Consider the following 19,799-nt stretch of genomic DNA (forward strand, 5'->3'; position numbering starts at 1 on the left):
GTAACACCCCTTATAGGATAAGTTCAAATACTCTAACGCATAAGTTATTATCTTCTTCGATTCCTACCTTTTTCGATAGTATTTTATTCAATCGGAGAAATTCTGGGTAAATAGCGGCAATCGTTTGAAGTATTTTTTCGGAATCACGATTACAATCCCATATTGCGAGTATTTTTAATTGTTCTGTAGATAGTACAGTTCCCTCTCGATCAATTTTTGACCAGACAGGGTAAGAGTTATATAGATGTTCATTCTTTTCTGTATACCAACTAGAGGCAATCAACCATTTCAAAGAACTTAAATTATCTAAAGCATAATTTAGTTCGTTTCTCCTAGTAGCCCTATATGTTTCATGAGCGTAGGCAAATACTTTCTCACGCCAATATCTTATGTCCTCTGCCGTTACCGAAAATGATATTTTATTAGATTGGGAAATTACATTATTTACAATGTGTTCTGGGTCATAATATGCTTTTACATCTTTAAGCCAAATCGAAGGTTGTAACTCACTAGCCTCGTGATACCAGGAATCAATTTTTACAAAGCAATCATAATGAGACACAATGTAAGGCGCTCCACCAGAACCTTCGTAAAATAATACATTCCCCCAATTCGAAGCCCGCTCCTTCTTTTCAGCGATAAAATCCTGCTTTGTTCTTGGTTTTACTACAATATGTAAATCAATATCCGAATAAGGGTCATAATCTCCTCTACCAAGCGAACCATCTTCATAGATTCCGATAACATTTGGATCTACTTCTAAATCTTTTAGAGCTGCTTCTAGTAGTTTTTTTCTCTCATTTGGTAGAGCTAAGTCTCTTTCCTTACACTTAAATCCCACACATACAACATCAACTCTTAATTTCTAATTGCATTGCATAATATAACATTGCTTGCCGTACATCATCCAAGTTAATATATTGTTTGATATTTTCTGTTTCCACAAAAATCCTTCTATCAGCTTCGAATTGTGCTTCAAATGGAAGAACTGCTCTAACATCCATTCGATAGAATAGCTGATACCCCACAAATGGATATTTACTCGATTCATCCCAGTTTGGATTCTCATGGTGGTCCACCTCAACAGCACCAAGAAGCATGCAGTTTCCCTCCACATACCCTTCCTCAAATGCCTCTCTTTTAAAGCATTGTTCTGGCGTTTCTCCTTCTTCCATATGGCCACCTGGTATATCCCACCCACGGTGATTTAAATCAACAAGCAATACCTTTTCATTATAAAAACAGATCCCATGCACACTAGTTATCAAATCCACAGGCGGCATGTAATCTTGCTTCCAAGTTAACTTGATTATTCCGTCGTCCCAAGTTGCATAATTAGATACCATAACTAGTTCTCCTTCAATCGATTCATCAAAAATGACTTTACCATATAATATGCACTTGCAGTGAATAACTGATTAATTTCACCCTCAGCAATCAACCTGTCCATATCATCCAGCTCAACCAAGTGAACATCAATAAATTCAGTAGGATCTAAATCTTGTTCAAAGGCTTGATACGCATCGAGAAGTAAGTATGTAATGACCTTATTGGTTTGGGTAGCAGGATTGACGAAAAACTCTCCCAACTTAACCGGTTCATAATCCGTTGTATATCCCGTTTCCTCTCTTACTTCCCGAACAATTGCCTCCTGATAGGATTCATTCGCTTCAGGCTTCCCAGCTGGAATTTCTAAAAAGAAATCCTGTGCTGCATGACGGTATTGTCTTACCAATACAATATGATGATCCTTTGTTAAAACAATTGCATTCACCCAGTCATCATACTCATTTACATAATACGAATCAATTAAATTACCATCTGGCAGCTCAAGTTTATCTTTTCGAAGATTTCCAAATGGTGACTTAAATACATAATCAGAAGATAATTTTCTCCATTTTCCCACTTTCGTTCACCTCTATTTTCTTGCTACATATGTAATAGCATTTGTTTTCAATATAATATCCCGGTTATCTCTAGTAATCTTATATTCTAGGGGTTTAACCAAACTTTTTACGACAGTCCAGCCAGAAAAAGTATCATGCAATACCTGATCCATCTTTTCCGTTGAAAGATTTACTTCCATATTAACATCTAAGCTTTCTCCGGAATGACAATCATTTTCCTCAAGATCCGAATTAACGATGAGACAAGCTATTCCACCAAATTTTGTTCCTCTTTCTATTTCCTTCAAAACCATCTTAAGGGAAGCCTCAGACTCGACATGCTCAATACTAGAGACAGCGACAACTAAATCATAATTTTCTTCAGGTATTCTAAAATCTTCAATAGCGGATTTAATTGGCTCAATGTACTGTGACACATGAAACTCATTGCTGTAACTGATTAATCTATTAATTGCAGAATCTAAAAAATCCACACAATGGATTCTACCTTTATTATTGGAATCCCGAATCCATTCAGCAATTGGGATAGCATTTCTTCCAACTCCAGATCCAAGATCCAGAACATTTAGCTCCTTTTTTTCGTCCAAGAGTGGTAGTAAATCCATTACGGTTTGGACAGGTTTATGTAACCATGATCCTGACTCAAATAATTTATAATTGTCATAGCAATGATCGTGGTATGCTTTTTCTTCTTTTCGTATTTCTTGAATTCTTCCCATACACTACCTCTTCCTTTTCCATTTAGATAAGAGCAAATGCTTAACCAGGTTCCTTATATGTGACGAATCTTCGCGATGTCTCTCAATGAAATCCCGAAAAATAAATTCCTCCGGTGATACAAGAAGCTTCGCTAACGGATATACCTCTTTTTCAGAAATCCATTCATTCTTGGCCCCACCCGGTTCAAATCGGTCTTTAGGAAATAGATATATCATTCCAACCTGCCATAATTCACCCGTAAATTCCTCATTTAATGAAAAATAATAGTATCGTTTCGTACCCTTATCCGTTTGTGCAGTTAAGCAAAGATTTCGTAATGAACCAGAATAATCATTCCTATTGATAACAGCAAAAAATGTAGACCACGTTGCATCAGAAGAAGCAAAAACTGCCTTTACTTTTTCACCGGTAAACAAAGTAGAATTCCGAGGCTCAAACACATTAATATCCGGGTTATTAGAACCATGGACAAGAATGTTTTTATTCTCGATAAGATAGGTCAAGAATTTATATTTCTGCTCATTCAATAAGTAAGGGAACTCATCCCCCACACCATTCAAGATATAGTTCTCATACAAGTCTTCAAACTCTTTCTCATGTTTATCTGTTAGTTCTAACTCGTCCATTCTCAAAAAGTTTAATCGGTTTAATAAGTAGGTACGTACAACATTATGCATAATTCCACCACCTTAAACACGCTACTACTATTTAAATTCGACAATTATCTCGATAAATCCTGCCAAATTTTTCAAAGAATGTCTGTTCAACTGCATGCCCACACTCCTTACCTCCCCCATTAATAGAATGCTATAGGGCTGAAGGGAGGTTAAATCCATGAGAAAATATGAACTAATCACCCTGATTAGTTTGGTTCTTGTCATCGCCATCCCCGTAATAATACTGTTCGTATACAATCCCCAAGAATCCACGGATCATGCAAAAGAACCCCATACCCAAGAACAAGATAAGAACAAAGACAGTGAAACTGAAAACAAGGATGAAGATAATAGTAAAAATAAAGATAATAATAAGGATAGTAATAAAGACCAGGAAAAAGATAAGGATAAAAATAAAGAGAAAGAGGAAGAAGCAGACAAAGATGATAAAAAGAATGAGAATCATTGGGGTGTTGACTCCGCAAGCTACACGGACGAAGAGTTCCTAGGTTGTGTAGTAGACAATTATGGTAAACCAGTAATTTGGGGTCGTTATCTTGGCGAAAAAGAAGGTGTTTCAGCAGGGCTTGATTCCGATGAGGTGAAACTCTTACATGATAATGATATTAAGATTCTAGTAATCTACAATCATGTGGAAGATGCACGTGGACATGACAATGGGGTAGAACATGCTAAACAAGCAATCTCAATGGCTGAAGATCTTGAAATCCCAGAAGGTGTAGCAATCTTTGTAGATATCGAACCAGAGTACCCAGTTGATGCAGCATTCATCGAAGGATGGTACACGACAATAACAGATTCAAACTATGAACCTGGTGTATATGGGGTATTTAGTGAAGAAAATGAATTGTTAAATGCCTACAATGACATGGCAAAAGAAGCGATCGAAAATACAATCGTATGGACCGCATACCCTCAAGAAGATATCACCACTAAAGAAGATGCCCCAGAATATAACCCTCAAGGACCTGAAAATGCTAAAACATTCGGCTGGCAATACGCTATTGACGGGGAAACCTGTAATATAGATACAAATATATTCAATGGGAATATGATGGATTTTGTTTGGTAATTAGGAGTGGGCTCTAGGGCCCGCTTTTTTGTAGGGTTTGCTGGTTTAAAAGACAGAGAATGTGATTTTGTGGCGTGTTTTTTATGCACAAGGCCGAGTTGACATTGTTTTAGTGAATGATTTGGATGCTTGGGAGCATGGTCCTTGGGTTAGGGTGCATGCTCCTCCGGTTCGGGCGCATGTTCTAGATACTCGGGTGCATGCTCCTCCGGTTCGAAATCATGACGTACGGGATTGGGCATATACTTCAGGAAATTCAACTATTCTTTCAAGGTTTATATAAAATTCAGCAATATTCAACATATTCCCAGCCGCCAAACCAATAAAAAAACCAGCCCTACACCAGGACTGGCATCTTTCACTCCCAAACCTTATTTTTCTGCAAAGTAGGGGGACAAGCATAGTTATAAGCTTTGATTTTCTTATTAATCTCCTTAACCAACTTACGTCTTTCTTTTCCATCGAGATCCTCAAGCTTTTCTTTCAAAGCATCAATCTCGTTCGCAAGCTCAATCCATGGAGGTAATACATGATTATCCTTTAATGTCTTGTATAACTGTGCCTCAGATGGATTAACAGAACTTGGCCCTATATCGAGCGGTTTACCTTTTCCAGGGAGATTATCAAAGTCACCAGCCGCTTCTGACCTTTTCACTATCTCTGTTAAATGGTCACGATATTGGCCAGGAGTTTCATCCGCATACTTTCTTCGTCTCCAATCTGGCTTTAGCATCGATAATATATAAGCATCATGGAATCTGCCATTTTGATATAAATATCCACGAAGCTGCCCTTCCTTTGTAAAGCCTACCTTCTCTAGTAAACTATTGGAAGCTCCATTTTCGGGATATGTGATAGCTCCTATCCGGTGTATACCCATCTCAACAAAGCAGTATTCTAATACACTTGCTAATGCTTCTGTTAAAATTCCCTTCCGCCAATATTCTGGGTGGAGTTCAAATCCAACCTCAGCCCTTTTGGTTCGGGGACTATAATTATGAATCCCAATTGTACCGATAAACTCATCCGTACTCTTCCAAGAAATTCCCCAACGAACACCTCTTCCTTCTTGAAAAAGCATTTGAAAGTGTTCAACCAATTCCTCAGCTTCTTCCACGGATTCTAAACTTTCCCTACCGTAGTATCTCATCACTTCATCCCTAGATAGAATTTCAAAAATACCCTTTGCATGAATAGGTTCAATTTCTATTAACTTAAGTCGGGTTGTGTAAAGTATCGGAAACTTTTTCATTGAATGTTAGCTCCTCTTCTATAGTAATTAGAAGTATATAACACTATATTCTATGTTTAATAGACAAATCCCTGCTATATCTTGTCAAATAGGAAAGCGTAGCGTAAAATCTTTCCCGCCTGAATAAGCAAAACTAAAGCAATTTGCTAAAGGAGGAGCGAATGTGAGTGTTTCTAATTAATTCCAGTAATCTGGATCTGCCATTCGCATTTCCTCCACCATTTCATCCAAATCGGACGGGGTAATTAAATAAATAGGATAATTCTTCGTTGCGCGCTTTGCCTCTTCATAGAAAAATTTATTACTTCCAGGATACTCATCATCCAAAAGGATTAGGCAAGCATCACTCTTTTCCACTAGCCACTTATTCTTTGCGCGGAATTGATAAGGTCCCTTATATTCCCCATTGTATAGGGGTTGATAAAAATCTGCCACCATGGTTAACTCCTCATATTTAAATTTCAAGTCCTCTGGCCAGCGGTCGTCTTGATTCTCAAATGGTGGGGTCACAGCAATCTGAATATCATATTCATCCTTTAAATCCATTGCAACTTCTGCTGTCCATAACTCTACACCCATTTGCCCAGATATCAGAATCCACTCCAAACCCTCTTCTATAAAACCAAGCAACTTCTTCTCAATTGCAGCTTTAATAATAGCTATCTTAGGATCACTTTCTTTGAAAATATTGATTTCTCTAGGTTTATATCCCGTAACGGTTAATACTTTCATATGTAATTGGCACATCCTTAAACAATTAACTACAAATGGTTAATATTCTTCCTATATATTCTTAACTTCAAACTTGTCCATCACGACTAAACATAGGTACTTGCTGGCACCGAAAGTAGTCCATTAGAATAAACTTTAGTAGTTATACTTTATAAAAGTTAAAGAGCCGGCAATGCCAGCTCCTTACCATGTTAACACCAATTGTTTGGCTTTTTCCAGTTGTTTGGTCCCATTCCTGGATTGCCCATTTGTCCCATGCCAGGATTCATTCCTGGATTCATTGCTCCTGCTACTTGATTTGGTGATAGATTATTTCCAGTACCTGGATTCATCATACCTGGGCCCATCATGCCCGGACCCATTCCTGGACCCATCATGCCCGGGCCCATTCCAGGGTCCATTGCTCCAGCAACTTGACCTGGTCCAGGTCCCATCATACCCGGGCCTCCAGGAACGTTAAATGCTCCACCAAACTGGTCTACGCTATTTACTGTATTTTGAACGGAAGTAGAGTGTGGAAATACATGATTATTCTTGATTAAATGGTGATTCATAATCGTTGTGTGAGAAGGATGAACATGTTGAACAGTTTCTTCAGTACAGTGATGTACTACATTATGCTTTGTTGGATGAACTACACATTTTGGGCATCCACAATTTGGTCTGTGACGATGTCTCATTATTTTTCCCCTTTCTGTGATAAGTTACACTAATAACCTATGACAAGTGACCGATACTTGTATCAGACACGTACCTATTTTAAAGGAAAAAGTTTGATATTTGCCCTAAGAATCTGTTTTCTTGTGATGTCGTAATGCAAGAAAAATGAGGAGGACGAATACACCAAGCCCACACCAAAGCCCAGCTACTACTGAATTGGGTAATGTGTTATGTTCCCCCATTTCACCAGGAGCAGCACCTTTCCCAAGTACTTTCATATCTTCTTGTGCTTGCTGCATGCCAACTTGACTTGTTCGATCACAAATCCCAGTCATCAAGTTGTTATTATCGAAGGCATCATTAGTTCCTGCGTACACTAAATATTCTTTTCCTACCTGAAAGTCAAAACCACAAGCTGCTCCATCCCTCGCTGTTCTGATTGTTACCTCTGACTCATGAACACCCTTCCAAACCTCATTAACCGTTAATAACACCTTCAAACCATAATCATGATCATTAGCTTGCCTTATTTCTTTAACTTCACCACGAAAAACCGCCGTAGACCTATCCAACTCTCGCTCAGCAGACAAAGGCTCCACACAAGTACAAGCAGAAGAATAAATTGGAAAAAGTAAAAAAGACAAAACAATTAACATAATCCCCACAAAAACACGAAAAAACTTCACTACCCAGCCCCCTTTCATATAGCCTAGCAAAGTTTCTAGGTGCCTGTCACTACCCGGTTTCTGACTACTTTTGACTATTTTTGTCGAATGTTATCTAGTATGAATTTGCCCATAAAAAAATGGTATCAGCCTTGTCGGCCAATACCACCTCATATTAATAATGTGCAAGTAGTCCTTTCTGCATTGCAAATTGTTCACATCGTAAGAAGACAAATAATCCAAGCCCTAGATAGAATACGGCATTAAACACTAATATCAAAATATCTACTGCAGCAAACTCTGTTAATGTCACCCCATTAATCATAATTTCACGAACCATATCTATCCCTTTAACAAATGGTAAAAATGCCAAGAACGGTGCAACAGATAACGGTACAAACGTAAGACCAGCAAGAATAAACTGTAATATCTGTAAGAATGCTTGAATCTGCTTCAGTATCATCGTAAAGCCTGCAATAATCAGTCCTAACCCAAACATACTAATAAGCGTTAAAATTAATACTGGTAATATCGATAGCACATCCACATTTAACCATTGGCCAGCTGTAAACATACTTAAGTAAAGCAAAGCTATGATAATGGCAAACTCAATCAATGTTGTGGAGAGCAATCTAGATAGCATGATCTTCCATATCCCCATCGGAGACATTCCTAATTGTTCAAGTGTTCCTTGCGTAGCCTCATTTGTAATTTGCCATCCAATATCATTGACAACAACCATTGCCAAAAACCAGAAAATATAGTTCACGATCACATATTGGATATTGGTATCCTGTGTACTCGGATCACCAATTAATGAAATCCCTGCAAACATTCCTAGAAACAGCACATAAAACGTAATTATCATTGCAATCGTATTCGGCAAATACCGCTTCAACAAAATATATTCTCTACGAATATTCGCCTTAAGCACGTTCAGAAAGCGCATATTCTTTTTCCCCCTTTACAATCTTCATAAACACCTGTTCAAAGTTAATCGTTTTTCGGTCAATGGTATCTACTGGAATTTGTTCTAACTTTAAGATGTCGAATAAATCATAGATTTCCTGACTTTGCGTTAAATCAACTTCCAACACGGATTGATACGTTTCCGGGATATAAGTAAGCTGAGGAAATTTTTCAAGCAATAACTGATGTTGCTCTTCACTTAAATGTCCATCCAGCTTCACAGCATACGATCGCACTTCAAACAGCTTCATTAGATTCTCTACACGATCATTCGTTACCACTTTCCCACTATTTATAATGACTGTCCGCTCACATAAATCCTGTATGACATCCATATCATGTGATGTAATGATAATCGTCTTTTTCTCTGTCCTCACGATTTCACGAAGCAATTCACGAACCTCATAACCGGTTTCAATATCAAGACCCAGTGTTGGCTCATCCAGTAAAATAACCTCACTACCTGCTAGCATCGCCACTGCTATTGCTAATTTTTGCTGCATCCCCCTTGATAGGCGATTGACCATCTCATTTTCTTTATCCTTTAAGCGAAACTGCCCGAGCAGTTCTTCAATCTGTCCAGCAACCTCTTTTCTTGATTTTCCACGGTTACCAGCAAAATACTCCAGGTTTTCCCGAACGGTCAAACGCCAATAAAGATTCCGATTTCCTTCCAAAACAGCACTAATATGTTCCTGCGCACGCAGACGCTTGTCCTGATTATCGATTCCATTAATTGTAATTATCCCACTATCAGGACGAACCAAGCCACAAATCATTTTAATCGTGGTTGTTTTTCCAGCTCCATTTGGCCCTAGCAACCCAAGAATCTCACCCTTATTAACGGTAAAAGAAATATGATTTACGGCAGTAATAATTTCTTTTGTTTTTCTTTTTTTATAAGACTTCTTGAGATTCTTAACCTCTACAATTGGTTGAGTCATTCCTCTCATCCCCTCTTTATTTTCTACCTTAAGTTTAAATAACTTCGAATACTCCTACTACGGGCTGAGGTTCGAAAATGTTTCAGACTTTAGACGGAGCTGGTCCTAGTTTGGAAGGATGAAAAAGAAAAAAGGAACAGAATGGTTTCTGTTCCCTTTGTGTTGGTTAATAATAGTTTCTATATAACCATCTAATGCTATTTACTTGTTGGATGGGACTAGAGGGATGTTCTCTATTCCAGTAAAATTTTTTGTCGTTATTACGGGATTAAATGCGCGTAACCAGTTACCTTTTTACTACTTTTTGATTCTAGTGGCTCGCCTCAATCTCCCTCTGAAATCCGTACATTCTGCTGTCTTTTCTTAGGAAACCTCTCAATTAACCCACGGGCTTCTAAATCAAGCTTCACAGCAGTTACGTACCATGTTATCGAACCTTCCCATTTTCCATGGAGTTTTTCATTAATCACATTGGCAAGCTCCTTAAAGGAAATCTCTCCATTCTCCTTGATGGTCTCAAGCATAACATGCTTTATTAAGTCATATTTTTCCTTAACTATGTTGCTACCCTTTTTACCTTCAGGATTCAATAATTGAATTCTTTCCACTCAATCTACTCCTATCCATAACAATCAATCCCTTAAAATCTCACACTAAACGATTTAAACGTATGAATCCCTGTCCCGTGACGAACAACATCTCTTCGGCGTAATTCATACACAGCTTCTTGCACCTCAAATAAAACACTAGGATCAATCCCCAATGTATTATGAGCCCCAAAAATCCGTGCAACCTGTAGATAAGAAATCCGTTCCAAGGAATTCAATAATTCTACTGGATCTGTAGTAGGATAAAAAGCATAAATAGGTGTATCCAAATAGAATAAATCCCCTGTAAATAGATATTCCCGATTATTATCCAACACACAAATATGCCCTGGAGAATGCCCCGGTGTATGAAAAATAGTTAATAACCGGTCACCTAGATCAATTAAATCCCCGTCCGATAATAATCCTGTTGGTTTTCCAGTATAAGGCGTGTATTTTTCTGGATCAAATCCTTCTGGAGTCTGACCAGTTATATCACGGCACATCTCTTTCCGAATTTGGTCAACAGTTAATCCTTTAATCCCATTTACTAGCCAATCCTCTTCTGCTTCATGAACTAAAATCGTCTCATATTCTCCGTGGCTTCCAATATGATCAGCATGAACATGCGTCGTTATCACTACGATTGGTAAATCCGTAAGTTGATCTGTGATTCGTTTCATATTATCAATACCTAAACCAGTATCAATTAAAGCAGCTTTTTCCTTGCCAAGTAATAAAAATGAATGCACTTTCTCCCAATGACCATACTCACTAATCGCATATGTAGTGGAATCAATCTCCTCTACAGTAAACCATGGATCATGAATAGTAACCATAACAAAACTCCCCCAAAATTATTTATTTTTATTTTGTTCTATTAAAATATCACGAATTTCCGTTAATAGTTTTTCTTGTGGGTCTACTTTTGGTGCTTCTTCTACTATCTCTTCTATCCTCTTTTTACGCTTTAATTTTGCTAGTATACGAATAAAGAAAAAGATGGATAAGGCAATGACAAAAAAGTCAAACACAGATTGCAAAAAGATACCATATTGAATTTCAATGCCACGAACCATCCATACCTCAGTCTTAAAATCTACCCCATTAAATAATATCCCTACTAATGGTGTAATAATGTTTGCTACTAGTGAATTGACTATTGCACTAAATGCTGTCCCAATGACAACTGCAACAGCTAAATCGATCACGTTTCCTTTCATAGCAAATGCTTTAAATTCTCCCCAAAATTTCCTCACTTTTTAAACCACCTTACTATAGTATACGTATTATATTAGGTTAACCCGGGAACATAATCAATCATTTTCCATATAGAAAAGACAGCCAGGCGACTGTCTTTTAGGTCATTACATATCATGATGTGGATTATTTTTTTGACGGGAATGATTTCGGTTCTTCACCTTTTTGGATCCATCTATCCCTTCTCCATACGGCATTTCTGGTCCTAAAGGAAGATTAGGTTGTTTTTGTTGCTTCGGTCCTTTTGGTCTTTCACTCATGTTTACTCCTCCTTTCTACGTATGTCATTAGTTTCGGGAGGAGTGAATTTTTTATGCAATTAAAAAAGAGTAATCGCACGCCACTACCATCTCATGAACATTTTAATATTAATATAGTCTGGAAAAGCACATGATAACCTTCCTCATACACTTTTCTCTCCATATCCCTAGTCGAATTGTTCATGATAACCTTCCTCATACACTATTCTCTCCATATCTCTAGTCTAATTGTTCATGACAACCTTCCTCTTGCACTTTTCTCTCCATACTCCTAGTCGAATTGTTCATGATAACCTTCCTCTTGCACTTTTCTCTCCATACTCCTAGTCGAATTGTTCATGACAAACTTCCTCATACACTTTTCTCTCCATATCCCTAGTCGAATTGTTCATGATAACTTTCCTCTTGCACTTTTCTCTCCATACTCCTAGTCGAATTGTTAATAAAACAACACACAAACAAAAAACACCCCCAGCAATCGCCAGAGATGTTCCTAATAGTATATTATTTTGTGAAAGCATCTGTTAATGCTGTTACAATTTGTTTTTTACGAGATACAACACCTTTTAGTAGTGCACGGTTATTTGCATCAAGCTCCACACCAAATGCTTCTCCAACTCTTGCACTGCTGGCACCTCGAGCTAACACTTCAGAATCATTGTTGAGAATATCTGTTACAGCAAATAGGAAAAGATCCAGTCCTTTTTCGCTAATCACTTTATCCATTTCTGCTTCTAATTCAGCTTGCAGCTCATATACTTTGCTCGCATCTACTGTATTCACCTGAGCAATTTCAACTTTTGCCTCACCCATAGCAAATTCTTTTGCATCCATTGTGATTAATTCTAATGGTGTTTTGTCACTCAGGTCAGCTCCTGCTTGAAGCATATCAAGACCATACTTTTCAAGCTCCACACCAGCAATTCCCGCAAGTTCATGTGCAGCATCCACATCTTCCCCAGTACATGTTGGTGATTTTAATAAAAGTGAGTCAGAAATAATCGCAGATAGCAATAGTCCAGCAATTTCTTTCGTAACCTCTACCCCATTTTCTTTGTACATTTTGTTAAGAATTGTTGCTGTACATCCAACCGGTTCAGCACGGAAGTATAGTGGTTCTTTTGTTTCAAAGTTAGAAACACGGTGATGATCGATTACTTCAACAATACGAACATCTTTAATGTTGCTAACACTTTGTTGGAATTCATTATGATCTACTAAAATAACATCTTTCACATCTGCTGGAACTGCTTCAATAAACACCGGAGCTTCCACTTTGAAGTAATTTAAAGCAAACTGAGTTTCTTTGTTCACTTCACCAAGTCTAGCTGGCTCCGCATGAACACCTAATTTATTCTTCAAGTTGGCATATGCAAGTGCTGAACAGATTGTATCTGTATCCGGATTTTTATGACCGAAAACTAATGTCTTTTCCATCTTAATATCTCCTTTATATGTATTACATTATTAGACAATTATATCCAACTACAAGATTACCATAAATTTTTGTCCGAATGAATAATTTAACAGCTTTATTTTACATTTTCACTCATAATTCTTATAGTTAAGTTAGAATTTAAAATAGAAAAGAAGGATAATCATGATAAAAAAGTACATTATTATTGGCGCTGGAATCTTAGGTGCTACTACCGCATACAAGCTTGCTAAAACTGGAGCAGAGGTATTAATAATCGATAGAAGAGGCATTGGACAAGCGACGGATGCTGCTGCCGGTGTAATCTGCCCGTGGCTCTCACAAAGACGGAACAAAGCCTGGTACCAACTGGCCAAGAACGGGGCACGATTTTATCCAGAGATAGTGAATGAACTGGAAGAAGATGGCGAGACCGATCATGGTTATGCTAAAACAGGTGGGCTTAGCCTCCATCAGGATGAGACAAAGTTAATTGCTATGAAAGATAGAGCGATAAAAAGAAGAGAAGAAGCTCCAGAAATTGGTGAAGTAACATTATTAAATAATGAAGAAACAAGGAAACTTATCCCTTACGTGGAAGAAGGATATTCTGCTGTTCATGTTAGTGGAGCTGCCCGGCTAGACGGGCGCGCATTCCGAAATGCATTATTAAGGGCAGCGGAAAAACATGGGGCAACACTAATCACGGGGAAAGCGACATTATCCCAAGATGGTCAAGGTGTGTATGTAGATAATCAGCTTTACGAAGCCGACAAAATCATCGCAACTTGTGGTGCATGGATGCATGAATTTCTCACACCAGTCGGAATCAACTTCCAATCAACTAGCCAAAAAGGTCAAATTATTCACCTAGAGATGCCAAATGCTGCAACCAGAAATTGGCCGGTCTTAATGCCTCCAACTAGCCAATCCATTGTCCCATTCGAGAAACATATTGTCGTTGGAGCAACACATGAAAATGGCACTGGATTCGATTCTAGAGTTACAGCAGGTGGAGTTCGCGACATTCTTTCTAAAGTACTTGACGTTTTACCAGGTCTAGCTGATAGTACTGTTCTCGAAGCTCGAGTTGGTTTCAGACCTTTTACTCCAGGATTTCTTCCGGTCATTGGTCCTTTACCAGGAAGAGAGGGAATACTTGTTGCAAATGGTCTTGGTTCATCTGGCCTCACAACTGGACCATATATTGGTGCACAACTGGCGAAACTAGCAATGGACGAGGAAGTGGAAATCGATTTAGAAGACTACCCTGTCAGTGGTGCGATTGGATAAGAGTATTTACTTTAATTACTAGATTTGCTACTCTAAAATTAAATAGTAAGTTCGATAACAAAAGGGTGGGTTTTTTGAAAGGAAAATTTATTGTTTTAATTATGATTGTTGCTACTATTCTGGCAATGGCGTTAGCATTTTACTTGTTAGATGTATACACATCTTAGATTAACTACTAAAGGCAATGCTGAGGGTTCTTTCCCTTCGCATTGCCTTTTACATTTGAATCGCGTATTGGTTCCCCCCGGAATTTTTTGCTTCATATAATGCTTGATCAGCGTTTTTGTATAAGGACTCGAATGTATTAGGCTTATCCTTATTCAGTAAAGAGATTCCAATGCTAGTTGTGGTAACAAACTTTGCATCATCTATTTTCCATGGTTCTTGGACAGCGTCAATGATAGAATCTGCTACTTTTATTACTTGTTCTTTGGTTTCGACTCCTCGCAATAGAAGAACAAATTCATCTCCACCAAGTCTTGCCAATGTATCTATACTACGTATCTTTTTTCCGACACGTAAGGAAAACTCTGAAATTGCTTTATCTCCAATATCGTGGCCGAATGTATCATTTATAGACTTAAAATGATCAAGATCCATAATAATAATGGCAAATTTCTCTCCCGTACTCTCATAAGCATCTAATGCTTGCTTTAATTTGATATTAAAATACCTACGATTTGGGATTCCTGTTAGAGTGTCATGGTAAGCGAAGTATTTCAGCTTATCCTCATAATTTTTCCGCAGTGAAATATCACGGGATAAGACAACCATTTGCTTAAACACTTTCTCATGATTGTATACTGGAGAGCCCCGTAATTCAGACCAAATCCATCCCATTTTTTGATGCTTTTGTCTAAATTGAGCTACCCATGCTTTTCCAGTAGATTTTGATTGTTCAAATGACTCGATTAAAGCAGTAATATCATCTGGATGAACATTGTGATAAAAATCTCGCCCAACATATTCAATAGGATCAACATGAAGTACATCTCGGTAAGATGGCGAAACATACGTAATCTTACCATGTTGATCTAACATCGTAATTAAGTCACCAGAATTCTCCGCGATAATCTCAAATTTATTTTTACTTTCAGTATACTTATGTTGAATCTTAATTTGCTCGGTTATATCTTTACAAATCGCATAAATCCCTACTGTTTCACCATTGACAATGATAGGGGTTAGTTTTATGATTATTTCAATTTGTTTACCATCTTTACTTTTCATACGAATACTGAACTCTTCAAGAATTCCATTTATAGCAATATCAAAATACTCTTCTATTTTAGATACATCCTCAAGCATAATAAGTGTTGTGTAGTGAATACCGAGTAGATCTTCTTCCTTGTAACCTGTAACTAATTCTAATGAGTGATTTCCTGCTATAATCATTCCTTTTTGATCAATCGCAATAACCGCATCTAAATTATAATCAAAAAGAGATTGATAGCGTTGTTTTCCCTCAAGTAGCATTTCTCGAGCCTGTTCTGCCTCATCTTCGGCAATTCTTCTCTCAGTAATATCCTTCACAACCGCAACAATATGTGTACAATTGTTATTCTCTTCAAAAAGTGGGGTCAATACATTTTCGCCAAATCTAGTTTCACCAAGCGGGGATGGATATAGGTCATCATAGATAACACAATCTTTTGTAAAAACTGCTTCCTGATATTTTTCAAATAGGAAATTAGCCTTCTCTTTCTCAAGTACATCGTGTAAGGTCTTCCCAATAATATCATCTGTCAAACCGGCAAATTTCTTAACTGCTTGATTAATAAAATGATAAACAAAGTTTCCATTTTTCGATACTTCCATGATATAAACCATGTCTTGTATTCCATTTAATAGGACATTATTTAGAAACTGTTCTTTTTGAATGATCATGTAACCCCACACTCTACCTTTTGACATTAAATATTCCGTACACTTGCGATAAAAAACACAAATCTAGTTAAAAAATACTAAATTATACCCAGAAAAACAATAGGTCTTTATGCCTATTAAAATAGGTAGATTTATCCTTCTGTAACATTATATTATACATGAAAACTTCGAGTTAGGAATAAATACTTATTGCTAGTTATTCCATTTTATAGAAGAACAAGAATAGTATCGTAGTATTTCACGGAAATTATTGAATTGACAAAATAATAATTTTTCAATTATTACTTATTGTGTTACACTACAAAGTAAGCATGGTAATTTCGACAAATTTTGACAGGTGAATACAAATGACTAAACTTGGATTAAAAAAGATTCCGCTCCTCCTTTGGATAGTAGGAGCGCTTGTCATAGCCACATCCATTTACATAGAAACAAATACACCACTCGATACAATGGGACTCTATTGGACAATTAATATTATTCTGGTCGCATTATTTTCTTATTTTGGTGGGCTATTTGGTGGATTATTCTTTTTCATGATTCTCAGTGGAATATATTTAGTCATGGGATTGATGACTACTCCAAATGAACTTTCCTTAAATAATTCAATGACACATGCTATTGGCCTATTTATTGCGATTTCACTTGGGACACTAGGATGGAAAATTAGAACAAATGAAATGCAGCTGACAAAGCTCTTTGAAAATAATGATATCTCCTTCTGGACTTGGGATTTAGAATCAAATGAATATACCTTTTCAGAAGGATATGCCTCAATATACGGCGTATCAAGAGAAGTAATTTATGATAACCCAGAATTATGGAGAGAAGTCATCCACCCAGAGGACAAGGCAATCGTTCTCGAAGCACACGAACAGCAAAAATCTGGAAAGAAAACAACTATTACATATCGCTTTTTCCACAGCAATGGGGACATAAGATGGATGCAAGATCGAGCAACTCCACACAAGGATAAGAATGGAGTTGTTACACGAGTAGATGGCGTGATTTATGACATTACGAGTCAGGTTAAAGCAGAGCAGAAGATGAATCAATTAATTCACTATGATTCTTTAACAGGACTAACCAATAAAAACTGGTTCCAAAACTACCTAGATACCGCATTAATCTCAGCTAGAAAATACAATCGCGCCTTAGCAGTAATGTTTATTGACTTTGATAATTTCAAACGAGTAAACGATACACTTGGCCATAGTGCTGGTGACCAATTATTAATTCAAATTGCAGAAAGAATAAAATCAATTTTACGAGAGAATGACATTGTTTCACGTCAAAGTGGGGATGAATTTTTAGTACTAATTGAGGGTCGTAATTTTGAAGAGATTGAGGACCTTGCGAAAGATATATTACTGAAAATGAATTCTCCTTATAAAATAGATGGAACAGAAATTATATCCACACCAAGTATCGGTATCAGCATCAATCTTGACTGTGAAGATGATGCGGGAGTATTAATTAAGAAAGCTGATTTTGCCATGTTCCTAGCGAAGGAAAATGGTAAAAACAATTACCAGTTCTATAACGATGAACTCAATCAAAAAATGAAACGAAAAATGATTTTAGAAACTTATTTACATAAAGCAATTGAAAAGAACGAACTAACTGTCCATTACCAACCACAATTTGATATTGCAACTTTTCGAATTTCAGGTGCAGAAGTCCTATTACGTTGGGAATGTGACATGGGGAGAATCCCACCAGATGAGTTCATTCCAATAGCTGAAGAAACTGGGCTAATCATTCCAATTGGAGAGTGGGTTTTACGACAAGCATGTCGCGATATTAAGCGATTTAAGAAGAATGGATTAGAATCCTTTCCTATTTCCGTCAATATCTCAACTAGACAACTAATGGCACCAAATTTTATCGAGAGGGTTCAAACCATTATTAAGGAAGAACAAGTCCATCCAAAATATGTAACACTGGAAATCACCGAAAGCGCATTTCTTTATTATGAGGATGCCAAGGATAATATACTAGCACTTCGAAAATTAGGTGTCGGTGTTTCCCTTGATGATTTCGGTATTGGCTACTCGTCGTTGAGTATGATTCGAAATATTGAGATTGATGAGTTAAAAATTGATCGTTCCTTTTTAAATGATTCTTTGAAAAATGACCGTGTACGTTCTTTGTTAGAGGCAATCATACAAATTGGGAAGAAAATAAATACAAAGGTTGTTATCGAAGGAATTGAAACAAAAGAGCAAATTGAAATGCTGTCTGTCCATAAATTGTTCGGTCAAGGGTATTATTACAGTAAACCTATACCAATTGATGAATTTGAAGAATGGTGTAAGGGTTCACTTGAAAAAGCGAAGAGCTTCTAACTCTTCGCTTTTTAATATTTCTCTTTCTGTTTTTCAACCCAGGTTTTCTTTTCGTCATCTTCAATAATTCCTAGGACTACGTCTGCTATTTCTGGTTCGCGCAGTAACTTGTCAGTTAATTGGAATTTTATATCATCTGCGTCGGCTAGGCTTAACCCTTTTATGAGCTCAACTGTTACTTCAACATGATAGGTTCTTCCCTCTTGTATTACACGTAATTTATAAATGTCTACAACCGATTCATCAGCTAGTAAGTCTGCAGCAATTTTATTTTCCACATCGACTGGTGCAGTTACCCCTATTAAACCAACCATATTATCATAACCGACCCGATAAGCAACAAATAACATTAAAATACCGATAAATATCGAAATAACACCATCTGCTTGGAGGATATCAAAATACTGTGATAACACAATTCCAATGATTGCTAATACAGCACTAGAGGTCGCAACTAAATCTTCATAGAAAACAAGTCGTGTTGCTGGTGAAGCTTTTTTTGCCCCTTTAAAAGCAGTTACAAATATGTTTCCAGTAGTTTCTAACTTTGCTTCATGTTTTATTTCCTTCATAGCTTTTACTAAAATAAATCCATCCACCAAAAAAGCTGAAACTAATATTGCGATATTAAGCCAAAAGTTACTTGCTTCTTGTGGATGCTGAATAAGATGCCATCCCTCTTTAATTGTCTCATATGCCATTACCGTTACAACAATAACGGCAATCATACAGAAAATATTAATGACACGTCCAAACCCTGTAGGAAATCGTTTAGAGGGTTTCATTTCCGATAATACACTACCGAAAAAGACAAACCCCTGATTAATGGAGTCGGCAAATGAATGCATAGCAGAAGCAAACATGGTTCCACTTCCACTCACACCAGCAGCTATAATTTTAATAATAGCCAGAAAAAGATTTCCAATTGCAGCTACACCTGATGAAGTATTACCTTTTTTAACAAGATTCATAAATCCCATAAACATTCCCCCTAAGGTTAATTTTTTCCATTAGGTTTCCCCTTATTCTTCCCTCAACTGTTATTAACATGTACTTGAAAAATCAAACGCTTTTGCTAATTTATGACTCGAATCAAATCGCCAGATAGAGCACAACGTAATAACAAAACCACAAAGGGAGGGATCAACCTGG

Annotated in this window: 21 protein-coding genes; 3 read left to right on the forward strand and 18 right to left on the reverse strand. The window is 37.2% G+C overall.

Annotated features, from left to right (window positions below; all coding sequences use genetic code 11):
• Positions 1–10: 10 nt before the first annotated feature.
• From TY11_RS18090 to TY11_RS18110, 5 genes are read right to left on the reverse strand one after another with little or no spacing between them, the layout of a single operon-like run.
• A complete protein-coding gene (locus tag TY11_RS18090) occupies positions 11–841 on the reverse strand; it encodes a nucleotidyltransferase domain-containing protein (protein WP_042149545.1) in 831 nt (276 codons plus the stop codon).
• 10 nt (positions 842–851) lie between these two features.
• On the reverse strand, positions 852–1,346 hold the full coding sequence (locus TY11_RS18095) for an NUDIX hydrolase (protein ID WP_042149548.1): 495 nt from the start codon (positions 1,344–1,346) through the stop codon (positions 852–854).
• A 2-nt stretch (positions 1,347–1,348) separates the two neighbouring features.
• On the reverse strand, positions 1,349–1,906 hold the full coding sequence (locus TY11_RS18100; protein WP_042149551.1) for an NUDIX hydrolase: 558 nt from the start codon (positions 1,904–1,906) through the stop codon (positions 1,349–1,351).
• 12 nt (positions 1,907–1,918) lie between these two features.
• Entirely contained in the window at positions 1,919–2,626 is a 708-nt protein-coding gene (locus TY11_RS18105; protein ID WP_042149553.1) for a class I SAM-dependent methyltransferase, read from the reverse strand.
• 3 nt (positions 2,627–2,629) lie between these two features.
• Positions 2,630–3,304, reverse strand: a complete 675-nt coding sequence (locus TY11_RS18110; protein WP_052345892.1) for a hypothetical protein — start codon at positions 3,302–3,304, stop codon at positions 2,630–2,632.
• 157 nt (positions 3,305–3,461) lie between these two features.
• Between TY11_RS18110 and TY11_RS18115 the strand changes: the two genes are divergently transcribed.
• Complete coding sequence (locus TY11_RS18115; protein ID WP_042149556.1) at positions 3,462–4,376, forward strand: glycoside hydrolase domain-containing protein; 915 nt, start codon at positions 3,462–3,464, stop codon at positions 4,374–4,376.
• 358 nt (positions 4,377–4,734) lie between these two features.
• Here TY11_RS18115 and TY11_RS20305 read toward each other — a convergent pair whose 3' ends face one another.
• From TY11_RS20305 to TY11_RS18175, 11 genes are all read right to left on the reverse strand, one after another.
• Positions 4,735–5,628 carry a GNAT family N-acetyltransferase gene (locus tag TY11_RS20305; RefSeq protein ID WP_081755981.1) on the reverse strand — a complete coding sequence of 298 codons (894 nt, stop codon included), beginning with the start codon at positions 5,626–5,628 and terminating at the stop codon, positions 4,735–4,737.
• A 177-nt stretch (positions 5,629–5,805) separates the two neighbouring features.
• Positions 5,806–6,360 (reverse strand): SLOG family protein, encoded by a 555-nt coding sequence (locus TY11_RS18130; protein ID WP_042149561.1) that lies wholly within the window; start codon positions 6,358–6,360, stop codon positions 5,806–5,808.
• 191 nt (positions 6,361–6,551) lie between these two features.
• On the reverse strand, positions 6,552–7,040 hold the full coding sequence (locus TY11_RS18135; RefSeq protein WP_042149564.1) for a CotD family spore coat protein: 489 nt from the start codon (positions 7,038–7,040) through the stop codon (positions 6,552–6,554).
• Between the two features lie 105 nt (positions 7,041–7,145).
• Positions 7,146–7,706, reverse strand: coding sequence for a hypothetical protein (locus TY11_RS18140; RefSeq protein ID WP_052345893.1), 561 nt, complete (start codon positions 7,704–7,706; stop codon positions 7,146–7,148).
• Positions 7,707–7,860: 154 nt separating this feature from the next.
• The gene (locus TY11_RS18145) at positions 7,861–8,634 is read right to left on the reverse strand and encodes an ABC transporter permease (protein WP_042149571.1); all 774 of its coding nucleotides are present in this window, start codon (positions 8,632–8,634) and stop codon (positions 7,861–7,863) included.
• Positions 8,612–9,598, reverse strand: a complete 987-nt coding sequence (locus TY11_RS18150; protein ID WP_042149575.1) for an ABC transporter ATP-binding protein — start codon at positions 9,596–9,598, stop codon at positions 8,612–8,614. Before TY11_RS18150 ends, TY11_RS18145 begins: the two co-directional genes overlap by 23 nt.
• A gap of 323 nt (positions 9,599–9,921) precedes the next feature.
• On the reverse strand, positions 9,922–10,206 hold the full coding sequence (locus TY11_RS18155) for a DUF6958 family protein (protein WP_042149577.1): 285 nt from the start codon (positions 10,204–10,206) through the stop codon (positions 9,922–9,924).
• Between the two features lie 32 nt (positions 10,207–10,238).
• Complete coding sequence (locus TY11_RS18160) at positions 10,239–11,024, reverse strand: MBL fold metallo-hydrolase (protein ID WP_042149580.1); 786 nt, start codon at positions 11,022–11,024, stop codon at positions 10,239–10,241.
• Positions 11,025–11,042: 18 nt separating this feature from the next.
• Positions 11,043–11,444 carry a large conductance mechanosensitive channel protein MscL gene (gene mscL / locus TY11_RS18165; RefSeq protein ID WP_081755982.1) on the reverse strand — a complete coding sequence of 134 codons (402 nt, stop codon included), beginning with the start codon at positions 11,442–11,444 and terminating at the stop codon, positions 11,043–11,045.
• Positions 11,445–11,552: 108 nt separating this feature from the next.
• The gene (locus tag TY11_RS18170) at positions 11,553–11,705 is read right to left on the reverse strand and encodes a small acid-soluble spore protein P (protein WP_042149583.1); all 153 of its coding nucleotides are present in this window, start codon (positions 11,703–11,705) and stop codon (positions 11,553–11,555) included.
• Positions 11,706–12,209: 504 nt separating this feature from the next.
• Positions 12,210–13,142 carry a manganese-dependent inorganic pyrophosphatase gene (locus TY11_RS18175; protein WP_042149587.1) on the reverse strand — a complete coding sequence of 311 codons (933 nt, stop codon included), beginning with the start codon at positions 13,140–13,142 and terminating at the stop codon, positions 12,210–12,212.
• 166 nt (positions 13,143–13,308) lie between these two features.
• On the opposite strand from TY11_RS18175, the gene TY11_RS18180 reads away from it, so the two are divergent.
• Entirely contained in the window at positions 13,309–14,412 is a 1,104-nt protein-coding gene (locus TY11_RS18180; RefSeq protein ID WP_042150428.1) for an NAD(P)/FAD-dependent oxidoreductase, read from the forward strand.
• 216 nt (positions 14,413–14,628) lie between these two features.
• On the opposite strand, the gene TY11_RS18185 is transcribed toward TY11_RS18180, so the two are convergent.
• Positions 14,629–16,299 carry a sensor domain-containing protein gene (locus tag TY11_RS18185; RefSeq protein ID WP_042149591.1) on the reverse strand — a complete coding sequence of 557 codons (1,671 nt, stop codon included), beginning with the start codon at positions 16,297–16,299 and terminating at the stop codon, positions 14,629–14,631.
• A 347-nt stretch (positions 16,300–16,646) separates the two neighbouring features.
• On the opposite strand from TY11_RS18185, the gene TY11_RS18190 reads away from it, so the two are divergent.
• Positions 16,647–18,647, forward strand: a complete 2,001-nt coding sequence (locus TY11_RS18190) for a putative bifunctional diguanylate cyclase/phosphodiesterase (RefSeq protein ID WP_042149594.1) — start codon at positions 16,647–16,649, stop codon at positions 18,645–18,647.
• A gap of 11 nt (positions 18,648–18,658) precedes the next feature.
• Here TY11_RS18190 and TY11_RS18195 read toward each other — a convergent pair whose 3' ends face one another.
• A complete protein-coding gene (locus tag TY11_RS18195; RefSeq protein WP_042149597.1) occupies positions 18,659–19,627 on the reverse strand; it encodes a cation diffusion facilitator family transporter in 969 nt (322 codons plus the stop codon).
• Positions 19,628–19,799: the final 172 nt, after the last annotated feature.

The organism is Paucisalibacillus algeriensis (genome assembly GCF_000577245.1).
Taxonomy (GTDB): domain Bacteria; phylum Bacillota; class Bacilli; order Bacillales; family Amphibacillaceae; genus Ornithinibacillus.

What these genes read in the sequence shown, in the direction of transcription:
- TY11_RS18190 (WP_042149594.1), top strand. Translation starts at nt 16,647, where the DNA reads ATGACTAAACTTGGATTAAAAAAGATTCCGCTCCTCCTTTGGATAGTA.
- TY11_RS18135 (WP_042149564.1), bottom strand. Translation starts at nt 7,040, where the DNA reads ATGAGACATCGTCACAGACCAAATTGTGGATGCCCAAAATGTGTAGTT.
- TY11_RS20305 (WP_081755981.1), bottom strand. Translation starts at nt 5,628, where the DNA reads ATGAAAAAGTTTCCGATACTTTACACAACCCGACTTAAGTTAATAGAA.
- TY11_RS18115 (WP_042149556.1), top strand. Translation starts at nt 3,462, where the DNA reads ATGAGAAAATATGAACTAATCACCCTGATTAGTTTGGTTCTTGTCATC.
- TY11_RS18170 (WP_042149583.1), bottom strand. Translation starts at nt 11,705, where the DNA reads ATGAGTGAAAGACCAAAAGGACCGAAGCAACAAAAACAACCTAATCTT.
- TY11_RS18195 (WP_042149597.1), bottom strand. Translation starts at nt 19,627, where the DNA reads ATGGGATTTATGAATCTTGTTAAAAAAGGTAATACTTCATCAGGTGTA.
- TY11_RS18150 (WP_042149575.1), bottom strand. Translation starts at nt 9,598, where the DNA reads ATGACTCAACCAATTGTAGAGGTTAAGAATCTCAAGAAGTCTTATAAA.
- TY11_RS18145 (WP_042149571.1), bottom strand. Translation starts at nt 8,634, where the DNA reads ATGCGCTTTCTGAACGTGCTTAAGGCGAATATTCGTAGAGAATATATT.
- TY11_RS18095 (WP_042149548.1), bottom strand. Translation starts at nt 1,346, where the DNA reads ATGGTATCTAATTATGCAACTTGGGACGACGGAATAATCAAGTTAACT.
- TY11_RS18110 (WP_052345892.1), bottom strand. Translation starts at nt 3,304, where the DNA reads ATGCATAATGTTGTACGTACCTACTTATTAAACCGATTAAACTTTTTG.
- TY11_RS18105 (WP_042149553.1), bottom strand. Translation starts at nt 2,626, where the DNA reads ATGGGAAGAATTCAAGAAATACGAAAAGAAGAAAAAGCATACCACGAT.
- TY11_RS18130 (WP_042149561.1), bottom strand. Translation starts at nt 6,360, where the DNA reads ATGAAAGTATTAACCGTTACGGGATATAAACCTAGAGAAATCAATATT.
- TY11_RS18185 (WP_042149591.1), bottom strand. Translation starts at nt 16,299, where the DNA reads ATGATCATTCAAAAAGAACAGTTTCTAAATAATGTCCTATTAAATGGA.
- TY11_RS18160 (WP_042149580.1), bottom strand. Translation starts at nt 11,024, where the DNA reads ATGGTTACTATTCATGATCCATGGTTTACTGTAGAGGAGATTGATTCC.
- TY11_RS18175 (WP_042149587.1), bottom strand. Translation starts at nt 13,142, where the DNA reads ATGGAAAAGACATTAGTTTTCGGTCATAAAAATCCGGATACAGATACA.